This is a genomic window from Candidatus Nanopelagicales bacterium (assembly GCA_030700225.1).
Lineage (GTDB): Bacteria > Actinomycetota > Actinomycetes > S36-B12.
In genome coordinates this window covers 25,165-36,348 of the sequence record JAUYJT010000045.1, presented here as the reverse complement: position 1 = coordinate 36,348, position 11,184 = coordinate 25,165, and the positions used below count along the sequence as shown (strand labels likewise).

The following is an 11,184-nucleotide window of genomic DNA, read 5'->3' as shown; positions in this document are numbered from 1 at the left end:
TGTGGACGGCAAAGCGTTCGAAGAAGCTGTGGCGGCGTGCGCTGAATCGCTTCGCGTCGAGGGCGACGGTTTGACCCGCGCGCAGCGCAACGCTGACGCTTTGATGCTTCTGGTCAGCAAAGCCGACCTTCCCAAACACGGTGGCCTACCAGCGGCGGTCACGTTGACCATGACCATGGCACAAGCCGAACAAGTCGCCAACACCTCCCCCGGCCAACCCCACACCGACGCCGACGGTGGCGGTTGTGGCGACAGGTGGTGCGCTGGCGGTGCCGGTTTGGGCCAGCTGGGCCACGATCAGGTCCTAGGACATGCCGGTGCCCGGTTCGGGTTGTGTTCCTGCCAGATCACTCCCGTGATCGCTGAGCCTCGCGAACCGGTGGATCCGCGTTCGTTGTTGAACCGTTTGGGTTTGACTCAACTACAGCCTGTGGCGGTGGGCCGTTCGGTTCGTCTTGCGACCCCAGCGCAGCGCAGGGCCTTGGCTGTTCGAGACGGGGGGTGTGTGATCCCGGGTTGTGATGTGGGTCCTGAGCACACCCAGCCGCATCACGTCACCGCGTGGTCCCTGGGAGGCGCTACCGACCTGGACTCACTGGCCAGTGTTTGTTGGCCACATCATCGTCAACTCGACCTCGGCCGGTGGGAACTGACACGCGACACCGATCCAGGCCAACCCGAGGCGGGCCAACCCGAGGCGGGCCAACCCGAGGCGGGCCAACCCGGGGTCGGGGAACCCTCCGCGGGCGATCCATCCCAGCCGTGGTGGACCGTCACCCCGACACCTCGACACCGATGGCGAAGACCCCCGCCCTAGCCACGCGGGCGCGGGACGGGTTCCTGCGTGGGTCGGGACCAAGCCCCCCCCCACGAAGTGGGGGAGGGACCCCCAGCGTGAGGCTTGAAGCCGCCGGAACGGCCACGGAGGAACCGGGCACGGCCACGGAGGAACCGGGCACGGCCGCGAGGTGCGGCCTCCCGCGGAGGTCGGGAAGTGGGTAGAAGCTCTACCGTTCGGCGGCCGGATGGTCCAGGCTTGCACTGTGACTCAGTATGTTCAGTGGCCGCCCCCCGGCCAGTTCCCGATAGTTGTTCCCGCTCCGATTGGCGCCGCGCCCGCACCGACCGAGCCGACGCGGCGCGGACCGCACCCGGTGGTTTGGATAGTCGTGGCAGTCGTGGTCCTCGGAATGGCATCTGTCGTGGGGGACTGGGCAGCCAGGACGATTGAGATGTCTCGTCTGCTGGAGACCGTGGCGGCGTCAGAGTCGGGCATGACGATCGCACAGGACCGCATGTCGGATGTGGCCGTGCCCGAGAAGGGGGAGGGGCGCCCGACCGATGAGGATGCAGCGAAGGCGTCAGATGAGATTGCTGCGATCGCCGGTGAGGGCAAGGCTGCCGTCGAGGCTGCGGGACGGTCGGTGGCCGACCTGTCGTTCCTGCCCTGGCACACAGACCTGCTAGCTGCCCAACAGGCCTACCTGGGCCACAATGCCGCCTGGGTCGCCTACCTCGGGGCGGGATCCTCGGACCCGGCATCGCTCGCCAAAGACGATGGCCGGATCGAGTCGACGTGGCTAATCGCCCAGCAGGCGATGCGTGCAGCTGAGCCGCCTCTGGCGCTGCCGTTCATTACCGATGAAGTGCAGTCCCTGTTCTTCGATGAGGACGAGAATCAGGGTCCCAGCGGAACTGACGGGCCAGGCCTGTCGGCTGAGGGACCCTAGCGGCCGACCGGGGTCATGCCGAGGTCCATCCCGACGAGCCCGCGCTTGTTGTCGGCGAGCTGATCAGCGATCGCATCCAGGGCACGCGCCGCCTGGGATTGTGGCTCATGCGCGACGAGCGGCTCGCCGGAGTCACCGCCTTCACGCAATCGAACATCGAACGGAACTTGGCCGATCAGGGGAACGTTCGCGCCCAGAGCCTGCGACAGCGTCTCGGCGACGAGCTTTCCTCCACCCGTGCCGAACAGCTCGATCGGTTCCCCGCAGTGAGGGCACGGAAACGCGCTCATGTTTTCAACGACGCCGACGATCTTCTGATGCGTCTGCTTCGCCAGCATCCCGGCGCGCACGGCCACCTCGGCAGCTGCCGATTGCGGGGTCGTGACGACCAACAGCTCGGCTGACGGCAGTAGCTGGGCGACCGAGATCGGCACGTCGCCAGTCCCCGGTGGGAGGTCGAGCAGAAGGACGTCCAAGTCGCCCCAGTAGACATCGGTCAGGAACTGCTCCACGGCGCGGTGCAGCATCGGGCCGCGGAACGCGACCGGCTCAGTGGATCCTCCAGGCTTGAACGGCAGCATCGAGATCGCCTTCACGCCGTTGGCGGACGGCGGCATGAGCATCCCGTCCACGACCGTCGGATTCTGCTTGATGCCCAGCATCCCCGGAACCGAATGACCGTAGATGTCTGAGTCCAGTACCCCCACCGCCAGGCCGCGCGACGCGAGTGAGACGGCGATGTTGACTGTGATGGAAGACTTGCCGACCCCGCCCTTACCGGACGTGACGGCGTAGCAGCGTGTCAGCGAGCCTGGGCGGTTGAACGGAATCTCCCTGACCGGGCCGCTGAGTCTGTCTCGCAGGTTCTTGCGCTGCTCCTCGCTCATGGTTTCCAGGCGCACCAAGACGGCTGTGACCCCAGCCACCGCGCTTACCGCCTCGGTCACGCGGGTTCTGATCGCGTCCTGCATGGGGCAACCGCTGATCGTGAGCAGCACAGTGACGTCGACGGATCCATCGGGACGGATGTCTATGGGGCCGACCATCCCCAGTTCTGTGATCGGCTTGCCGATCTCCGGATCGAGCACTGAGTCAAGAGCTGAGTGAACCGCATCGGTTGTTACTTGCGCCATGACGGCAGACTACGCTGCGCCAGTTGGGCGCAGATGCCGCGACCGTGTCCCCCTACGGCTCCGACACAGTGGGCCGGGGGTCGTACTCGGTGACGATCGTTCGCAGGATCTCGCTGGGTGTAGTCAACCCTTCCATCGCCATCTCAACGGCACGCTCTGCTAGCGTCTGCCAGCCGGCTGCCCGTGCTGTTGCGAGCATTTCTGGCTCGCTGACTCCGTCGAGCAGGTTCTGTCGAACCCTCTCGCCGACGTTGAGGAAGCTGTACACGCCGATCCGCCCCTTGAACCCTGTCTTGTCGCACTGCCGACATCCCTCGCCGCGCACCATGCGCTTCGCCTGCTCAGGCGCCAGGCCGAGCCTGGCACAGGTGTCGTCGTCGGGAACATGAGGTTTCGCGCATTTGGGGCAGGGTCGGCGCAAGAGGCGTTGGGCGATGATTAGTCGCAGGCTCGCGGTGACAAGGTAGGTGGGGATGCCCATTTCCATCAGCCGGGTAAGTGCCGAAGGCGCGTCTAGCGTGTGCAGCGTGGTCAGCACTAGGTGGCCGGTGAGCGCGGCCCGAACGGCCATCTGAGCGGTTTCCAGATCGCGCGATTCCCCCACCATGATCACGTCGGGGTCTTGGCGGAGAGCCGCTTGCAGGCCCGTCGGGAACGTCATCCCGATCGCGTCGTTGATCGGAACCTGCGTCAGGCCGGGCATGTCAACTTCGACGGGGTCTTCCAAGCTGATGATGTTGCGCTTGTCGTCGCGGACTTCCTCAAGCGATGCGTGGAGCGTGATCGACTTGCCTGACCCGGTGGGGCCAGTTACTAGCACTAGTCCCTGGGGTCGGTTGAGTGTTTCCCTGAGCAACTCGATCTGGCCCTTCGTCATCCCGAGAGCGTCCAGCGAGGGTAGATCAGAGTGCGTCGGGAGCAGTCGCAAGACGATGGTCTCGCCGTGGATCGACGGAAGCGTGGACACTCGGATGTCCCTGTTCTGTCGACCGATTCGCAGGGTAGTGCGACCGTCCTGCGGCACTCGCCTTTGCATCACGTCCAATCCGGAAACGATCTTCAGACGGGCCACGAGCGAGCCCAGTCCTGCCCGCGGAAGTCGCAGAAGCTCCTGCAGGACTCCGTCGACCCGGATCCGTACTCGAACACCATCGATCAGCGGCTCGATGTGGATGTCACTGGCCTCCCGGTGAGCGGCGCTGGACAGGATCTGGTTCACTACCGCGACTGCCCCGGCGTCAGGGTCATCGCCCTCCTGCTGCTTGGTGTCGACGGGCAGGTCCTCAACGAACTTCTCAACCACTTGTCGGCTTACCGCATCCCCCCAGATGCCAGCCAACCTGTGGCGGATCTGGGACTCGGGCGCAACGACGATGTTGACGCGATCGCAACTGAGCCGCGAGCGGACTTCGTCAAGTGCCACGACGTCAACAGGGTCCCCGACGGCGACTGTGATCACCTCATTGTCTTGCGAGATCGGGAGAACGAGATGCCGCTCAGCTATGGTGCGCGGGACTTTGCGGGCAAGATTGCGGTCGATTTCGACGGCGTCTAGGTCTACGCTCTGCAGATTGTGCGTTGCGGCTAGTGCGGCAGCCAGCGTCTTCTCGTCGAGTTCACCGTGCTCGACCAGCAGGTGGCCCAGCCTTCTGTGCGTGGGATCTTCGCGTTGCCGCGCCAGCGCTGCGGCTAGCTCATCCTGAGTGACTGTCCCCCACTCGAGAAGGACGTCGCCCAACCTACGAGGCATCTGGGTCCCCCCCTTCGGGGTCGGCCTGCAACTCCTCCAGCATGTCCCTGAGCTCGCTTCGAAGGTAGTCACGCGTGGCCATCTCGCCGAGAGCCGAACGCAGCGACGCGATCTCCCGCATCAGGTACTCAGTGTCGGCGAGTTGACGGTCAGTTCGTGCTCGGTCCTCCTCGTACTGCACTCGGTCCCGGTCGTCTTGCCTGTTCTGAGCCAGGAGGATCAGAGGGGCCGCGTACGACGCCTGCAGCGACAGCAACAGAGTCAGGAATATGAAGGGGTAGGGGTCGGCTCTCCAATCCGCCGGGATGATGATGTTGTACGAAACCCAGGCGACAACGATGACTGTCATCCAGGCGATGAACCGCCACGAACCGATGTATCGCGCAACGCCCTCGCTCCACTTCCCGAACGTTTCCGGGTCGTATTGGAGACGCCATACGGAGCTGCGGTTGTAGGGCTGATCGAGACGCGTTCGTCTGGAACGCAGCGGCGATCGGGACCTGGCGCGCTTGCTATCGGCCATGGGTCACGTCCCCGCCTGATCGCGGTCCTGGCGTATCGTCGTCCGCGTCGCGGGGTGGGGGCACTTCCCGCCAGTCATCAGGAAGCATGTGGTCCAAGACGTCATCGACCGTCACGGCGCCTAGCAAGTGGTCGGCGCCGTCCACGACTGGAGCCGCGACCAGGTTGTACGCGGCGAAGTATCGAGTCACCTCGCTCAGTGGGGTCTGAGCGGAGATCGGTGTGAGCTCGGAGTCCACGATCGCCGAAACCAGAGAGAACGGTGGCTCGCGCAGCAGAGCCTGGAAGTGCGCCGCGCCTAGGTACCTGCCGGTCGGCGACTCCAGCGGCGGGCGCGCGACGTAGACCTGTGAGGCGAGTGCGGGCGGTACGTCGGATTCCCTTATCCGAGCCAGGGCGTCGGCCACGGTCGCGTCCGGACCCACGATCACCGGCTCGGTTGTCATCAGTCCACCGGCGGTTCGCTCGTCGTAGGTGAGCAGCAGCCTGATGTCATCCGCATCATCTGGCTCCATCCGCCCCAGGAGTTCGGTCGCCTGCGGCGGGTTCAAGTCTGAGATCAAGTCGGCGGCGTCGTCGGGATCCATCTGCTCTAGTACATCGGCCGCTCTCTCCACGTCCATGGCAGACAGGATCTCAACGCGGTCGTCGTCGGGTAGTTCCTCGAGGATGTCCGCCAGTCGGCTGTCCTCCAGGGCCAGGGCCACTTGGGCCCTGCGGGCGTCTGGCAGTTCGTGAAGCATGTGCGCGACGTCCGCGGGTCGTAGACGGGCGATCTTGGCGAGGAGCTCGTCAGCGCCTTGTGTGGGATCGGCACGGCCCAGGCCGGACACTTCGTCCCAGTCCACCACGAAGCTGTCTCCGCGACGGCCGAACCTGCCGCCTCGCCGCACGTACAGCGCTGTCACGTACCAGTCGCTGGTTCGGCTCTGCTCAATTGCCACATCGGTCAGCGTCACCGTTGTGCCATCCGCGAGCAGAGTCAGCCGACGATCCAGTAACTCCCCCATGACGAGAGTCTCTGAGCGACGTTGCTCAAACCTGCGCAGATTCACAAGACCGCTGACCACAACCTGACCGGCCGCGAAGGAGCGTACGCGGGAAATTGGCAGGAAAATGCGTCGACGGACTGGCACCTCTGTCAGCAACCCCAGGACGTGCGGAGGGCCGTCGGCGCCTACGGTCACGACGAAGTCGCGCACTTTCCCGACCTGGTCGCCGTTGGGGTCAAAGGCGGGAACCCCGGCGAGCCGAGCCAGGAACACTCGCGTTGATGAGTGGCTCACACTCGGCAGGCTACCGGCGCAGGGGCTCGCGGGCGGGGTCTTCGCCCTGGCACGCTGTCGGCGGCCCCTTTGGCTGACGTCCCGCTCCTGCCAGATACCGTTAACGCTGAGTCCTCGCGCGTCTGGACGGGAAGCCGCTAGGGGCGCCTCAGCATGGAAGGTGACCTGATGGCCGACCAGTCAACTACCCGCTCGCTGCGTGCGCGACGCTCCAATCTCGCGGTTCCGGGTTCCAGTCCAAAGATGCTTGAGAAGGCGAAGGGCTTGCCAGCCGACCAGATCTTCATGGATCTGGAGGACTCCGTGGCTCCAATCGCGAAGCCTGAAGCGCGCAAGAACGTCGTGGCCGCCCTCAACGAAGGTGGCTACGACGAGAAAGTGCGCGTCGTTCGCGTGAATGACCTGACCACGCAGTGGACTTACCTGGATGTCGTGGAGGTCGTCGAGAACGCCGGGCAGAACCTGGACTGCGTCATGCTGCCCAAGGTGCAGACCGCCGAGCAGGTGAACTGGCTGGACGTGATCCTGACTCAGATCGAGAAGACCATGGGGTTCGAGTTGGGCCGAATCGGCATCGAAGCGCAGATCGAGAACGCGCTCGGCTTGGTCAACGTTGACGCGATCGCGACCGCGTCTCCACGTGTTGAGACGATCATCTTCGGCCCGGCGGACTTCATGGCCAGCATCAACATGAAGTCGCTGGTCGTGGGGGAGCAGCCGCCTGGATATGACGTCGGCGACGCCTACCACTACATCCTCATGAGGATCCTCATGGCGGCCCGCGCTCACGACAAGCAGGCGATCGACGGGCCGTACCTTCAGATTCGTGATGTGGACGGATTCAGGCGCGTGGCCAGCCGCAGCGCCGCCCTCGGCTTCGACGGCAAGTGGGTTCTTCATCCGGGCCAGGTGGAAGCCGCGAACGAGGTCTATAGCCCCCGGCAGGAAGACTACGATCACGCCGAACTGATACTTGACGCCTACGCGTACTACACGTCGGCCGAGGGTGGCGCGATGGGCGCGGTCATGATGGGCGACGAGATGATCGATGAGGCTAGCCGCAAGATGGCGCTTGTGATCGCAGGAAAGGGCCGCGCGGCGGGTTTCCAGAGGACCCAGAAGTTCACGCCTCCGGCGTAGGTGGCGCTGTTCGGTCGCCGTTGACAGTTGACATCTGAGAAGGGGGATTGGTGAAGTCGCTGCTCTTGTTCTCTCCAAGGGTCGTTGCCGCTCTGGCAGGTGTGTGTGTGGGCGCTTCCGTGCTCTCGGGTCCGGCGGCTGCGGCAACGCCCGCTTCCTCGTCGCCCAGCGAAGTTCGCAAGCTGCTCGCTGAGATTGAGGCTGCTCTACAGGCGGGCGACGCGATCTCCAGGGACGGTCTCACCGCGCGGGTCAGCATGTTCGGGTCGGCGGGCCGACGTTCCATTCCGAAGGCTGAGTTGGATGTCGCGTTCGCTGACGGCATGTTCGCGGTGACCAGTGACGCGGGCTCGACATGGGCGCGATTCCACATGGTTGGGTCAACAACGAGGAGATTCGACACGAGTGCGAGTCAGCTCGCGATCAACGTGGGATTCAACAGAGGACCTCGCCGCGGCGGTGAGATAGTCGCCGCGGCCACCTGGAAGACCACACGGGCCCAGAATCGGCACCTCGTCATGGGAGTCCCGATTCCGAAACGGGAAAGGTCAACGATCGATCTTGATGCGCTGGAGTCGGAGACAATAGGCGCACTTCTTGACATTTCCTCGGGGATCGCACACCCAAAACGTGTGTCGCGGATGTCGAAGCGTACGAACGGAGCCTCGTCCCTCTACTCCTACCGGATCGGAGCGCCGAGACGTTCTGTGCTGTCGCGTGCCCGCCACGCCTGGAGGATGAAGGTCAAGGTGGCGTCTGTTCTCGCCAGCCGAGTCGGCTACATACCGCGGGAGGACGTACGGCGCATCGGCAAGTATCTGGGTCTTAGGGTGCGCTACATGCGACGGAGTGGACGGTCGGCTTCATTCAGCGCATCCCTGCGCGACCCAATCCACGTGGCAGGAGAGAGGAGCTGGCGCGTCCAGGTGCATCGAACCGCGACCATCGGCGATCGCACACGCTCCCGCGAACGTGTCCGGATTCTGCTACTGCCTCACCACAGAAAGCTGAATATCACTCCCTGGTTCCCCCCTGCGCCGTTCAAGTCGCAACCCGAGCCTTCGAGCGTTTCCGGTTTCCGGTGGAGTGGGTGGGCCAGCGACGGGCCGCTGTGACATGTGCGGACGCTACGCGGCGAGTCGGGACAAGGCCAAGCTGGTAGTGGAGTTCGGGATCGACCGCGCGACCGATGAAGCGCTTCCGCCTGACTACAACGTGGCTCCATCCAAGCGCGTCTACGCGGTCATGGACCGGCTCAAGGGTGACAGACTGCGCCGCGAGCTGAACGTGGCGAAGTGGGGTTTGGTACCGCCATGGGCGAAGAGCGCGGCCATCGGCAGCCGCATGATCAATGCCCGGGTGGAGACCGTGGCGACCAAACCCGCCTTTCGCAGGGCTCTGGCGAGCAGGAGGTGCCTGCTTCCCGCCGATGGCTACTTCGAGTGGTACACGCCTTCCGGGCCCGTAGGGCACAAGCCAGTCAAGCAACCGTTCTTCATCCGTCCGGCCGATGGGTCGGTTCTGGCCATGGCTGGCTTGTACGAGTTCTGGCGGGATCCAGAAGTCCCTGAGGACGATCCGGCTTCCTTGCTGCGGACGACGACGGTGATCACGACGAAAGCCGAGGCGGACCTGGGTCGCATCCACGACAGGATGCCCGTATGCCTGGAGCCGGATCTGTGGGATGAGTGGCTGAATCCCGCAGTCGGACCTGAGGTCCTGGGCGTGCTGCGGCCAGTGTCGCCTGGGTGGCTGCGGGCGGATCCCGTCAGCTCTGCGGTGAACAACGTGCGGAATAACGGACCTCAGCTTCTTCAGCCAGTTCCTCCCGGGACCTGATCGCGACGGATCGGGGGCTGCTCGCCGCTTGTGCCTGGGCTCTGGGCCCGCGAAGATGGCAACGTGCTGGCCAGGGACACAGTCCGGGAGATCGAGACGACAGTCGGCATTGCCAAAGCACACTACTTCCCCGTACCCAGGGGGGTACCGCGGGCGACTCTGGTTCTTGGTCAGGGCGCCGACAAGCACGGGATCGATAGCTGGGACCTCAACGTGCTCGCGCGCAGTCTGCCGGATATTGGCGTGGCCGTGATCCAGGTGGAGCAGCCGTGGGTCGCGGCTGGCCGACACGCCAGCGACGGAATGCCGAAGCTCGAAGCCGCGTTTCGTGAGGTCGTCACTGACTTGCGCCGTTCGGGCGAGGGACTGCGACGCCTTGTCGTAGGTGGAAGGAGTCATGGGGCGAGAGTCGCCTGCCGCGCTGCCGCGTCTGTCGAGGCCGACGCGGTCATGTGCTTGTCTTTCCCCCTGCACAACCGTGGCAAGGCCCCGGCAGCGGATCGTTGTGCCGAACTGGTGGCTGCGGCCAAGCTCATGCCGCTGACGGTTCTGCAGGGAGAGCGCGATGCCATGGGGACCCCGCTGGAAGTCGCCGCGGCGCTCGCCGATGGTGGTGCCAGAGGTGCTGTGCTGTCCGTTCCGCTGTCGGATCACTCCTTCCAGACGCCCGCGAAGGCGAATGTCACGTCAGATGAGGTAGCCATGGTGCTGGTTGAGGGCGCGAGGATGGCGCTGCTGCACCGCACTGGGAATGGCGGACCGTTGTTGCCGCGTTGATGAGGGTAGTTGTGTCAACTCCGGAGGCGACGTGGAATCTGGCCTGATGAGCGTGGATCGTTTGCCAGCGCGCGAGATAGGCTGGGAGACGATGAGTGAATCCCGCGGGCGGGATCTGGAGCGCGCTGCCGAGCCGCCGGGGCCGACCGGACCCGCGGAGACCGAGTCGGAGCGCAAGTCTCGCTTCGAGCGGGACGCGCTGCCCCACATGGATCAGCTGTACGGTGCCGCGCTCCGGATGACACGCAACCCAACTGATGCTGAGGACTTGGTTCAGGACACCTTCGTTAGGGCGTATTCGAGCTTCCACCAGTACGCCGACGGGACGAACATCAAGGCGTGGCTGTTCCGTATTCTCACGAATGCCTACATCAACAGCTACCGGCGCCGACAGAGGCGGCCGCAGCAGGTCGCCATGGGGGAGTTTGAGGACTGGCAACTCGCGAAGGTCGGCGCGCAGCCGACGGAGGGACTCCGGCCACCGGAAATCGAAGCACTGGCCCATCTGCCGGACGAGGACGTGGTTGACGCGCTTGGGAGGCTTCCCGAGGAATTCCGGATAGCCGTCTACCTTGCTGACGTCGAAGGCTTCGCTTACAAGGAAATAGCCGAGATCATGGGCACGCCGGTCGGAACGGTCATGTCCCGATTGCACCGGGGACGCAGACAGATGCGGCATCTGTTGGCCGACTATGCCCGCGAACGAGGTCTCGCGCAGATCAGGGAGGTGGAGCCATGAACTGCTCCGATACGACCGATATCGACTGCGGCGAGGTGATCGATCACGTCTACGAGTACTTGGACGGAGAGATGGGCTCGTCGGAGACTGAAGCGATCAAGCGACACCTGGTCAAGTGCGCTCATTGCTACAGACAAGTCGGGATCGAGCAAATGGTCTGTCAATTAGTGATGCGATCCTGCGCTGGCGGGCCAGCGCCCGCGGAGCTGAAGTCCAAGATAATCACTCGCATCACCGAGTTCCAGGCCACTGGGGCGACCAGCTAGCT

Annotated in this window: 12 protein-coding genes; 8 read left to right on the top strand and 4 right to left on the bottom strand. The window is 64.5% G+C overall.

What is annotated here, in order from left to right; translation table 11 throughout:
• Positions 1-817, top strand: an 817-nt coding sequence (locus Q8P38_06925) for an HNH endonuclease signature motif containing protein (protein MDP4014333.1), incomplete at its 5' end; no start/stop codon positions are given.
• Between the two features lie 226 nt (positions 818-1,043).
• A complete protein-coding gene (locus tag Q8P38_06920; GenBank protein ID MDP4014332.1) occupies positions 1,044-1,730 on the top strand; it encodes a hypothetical protein in 687 nt (228 codons plus the stop codon).
• Here the strand turns inward: Q8P38_06920 and Q8P38_06915 are convergent.
• Genes Q8P38_06915 through Q8P38_06900 form a run of 4 tightly spaced genes read right to left on the bottom strand, consistent with a single transcriptional unit; the run spans position 1,727 to position 6,421 of the window.
• Complete coding sequence (locus Q8P38_06915) at positions 1,727-2,863, bottom strand: Mrp/NBP35 family ATP-binding protein (protein ID MDP4014331.1); 1,137 nt, start codon at positions 2,861-2,863, stop codon at positions 1,727-1,729. The two genes, Q8P38_06920 and Q8P38_06915, sit on opposite strands and share 4 nt — an antisense overlap.
• Positions 2,864-2,915: 52 nt before the next feature.
• The gene (locus tag Q8P38_06910; GenBank protein ID MDP4014330.1) at positions 2,916-4,613 is read right to left on the bottom strand and encodes a GspE/PulE family protein; all 1,698 of its coding nucleotides are present in this window, start codon (positions 4,611-4,613) and stop codon (positions 2,916-2,918) included.
• Complete coding sequence (locus Q8P38_06905) at positions 4,603-5,136, bottom strand: DUF1003 domain-containing protein (protein MDP4014329.1); 534 nt, start codon at positions 5,134-5,136, stop codon at positions 4,603-4,605. Before Q8P38_06905 ends, Q8P38_06910 begins: the two co-directional genes overlap by 11 nt.
• On the bottom strand, positions 5,126-6,421 hold the full coding sequence (locus Q8P38_06900; protein MDP4014328.1) for a CBS domain-containing protein: 1,296 nt from the start codon (positions 6,419-6,421) through the stop codon (positions 5,126-5,128). Before Q8P38_06900 ends, Q8P38_06905 begins: the two co-directional genes overlap by 11 nt.
• A gap of 168 nt (positions 6,422-6,589) precedes the next feature.
• Between Q8P38_06900 and Q8P38_06895 the strand changes: the two genes are divergently transcribed.
• From Q8P38_06895 to rsrA, 6 genes are all read left to right on the top strand, one after another.
• Positions 6,590-7,561 carry a CoA ester lyase gene (locus Q8P38_06895; protein ID MDP4014327.1) on the top strand — a complete coding sequence of 324 codons (972 nt, stop codon included), beginning with the start codon at positions 6,590-6,592 and terminating at the stop codon, positions 7,559-7,561.
• A 50-nt stretch (positions 7,562-7,611) separates the two neighbouring features.
• Positions 7,612-8,676 (top strand): hypothetical protein, encoded by a 1,065-nt coding sequence (locus Q8P38_06890; protein ID MDP4014326.1) that lies wholly within the window; start codon positions 7,612-7,614, stop codon positions 8,674-8,676.
• Position 8,677: 1 nt separating this feature from the next.
• On the top strand, positions 8,678-9,400 hold the full coding sequence (locus Q8P38_06885; protein ID MDP4014325.1) for an SOS response-associated peptidase: 723 nt from the start codon (positions 8,678-8,680) through the stop codon (positions 9,398-9,400).
• 63 nt (positions 9,401-9,463) lie between these two features.
• Positions 9,464-10,177, top strand: a complete 714-nt coding sequence (locus tag Q8P38_06880; GenBank protein ID MDP4014324.1) for a hypothetical protein — start codon at positions 9,464-9,466, stop codon at positions 10,175-10,177.
• Positions 10,178-10,208: 31 nt separating this feature from the next.
• Positions 10,209-10,916, top strand: coding sequence for a sigma-70 family RNA polymerase sigma factor (locus Q8P38_06875; protein ID MDP4014323.1), 708 nt, complete (start codon positions 10,209-10,211; stop codon positions 10,914-10,916).
• The gene (gene rsrA / locus Q8P38_06870) at positions 10,913-11,182 is read left to right on the top strand and encodes a mycothiol system anti-sigma-R factor (GenBank protein MDP4014322.1); all 270 of its coding nucleotides are present in this window, start codon (positions 10,913-10,915) and stop codon (positions 11,180-11,182) included. The genes Q8P38_06875 and rsrA overlap by 4 nt, the downstream gene beginning before the upstream one ends.
• Positions 11,183-11,184 lie beyond the last annotated feature (2 nt).

Bases quoted from the DNA above. Each gene is read 5' to 3' on its own strand.
- Q8P38_06915 (MDP4014331.1), bottom strand. From the start codon at position 2,863: ATGGCGCAAGTAACAACCGATGCGGTTCACTCAGCTCTTGACTCAGTG.
- Q8P38_06910 (MDP4014330.1), bottom strand. From the start codon at position 4,613: ATGCCTCGTAGGTTGGGCGACGTCCTTCTCGAGTGGGGGACAGTCACT.
- Q8P38_06905 (MDP4014329.1), bottom strand. From the start codon at position 5,136: ATGGCCGATAGCAAGCGCGCCAGGTCCCGATCGCCGCTGCGTTCCAGA.
- Q8P38_06895 (MDP4014327.1), top strand. From the start codon at position 6,590: ATGGCCGACCAGTCAACTACCCGCTCGCTGCGTGCGCGACGCTCCAAT.
- Q8P38_06885 (MDP4014325.1), top strand. From the start codon at position 8,678: ATGTGCGGACGCTACGCGGCGAGTCGGGACAAGGCCAAGCTGGTAGTG.
- rsrA (MDP4014322.1), top strand. From the start codon at position 10,913: ATGAACTGCTCCGATACGACCGATATCGACTGCGGCGAGGTGATCGAT.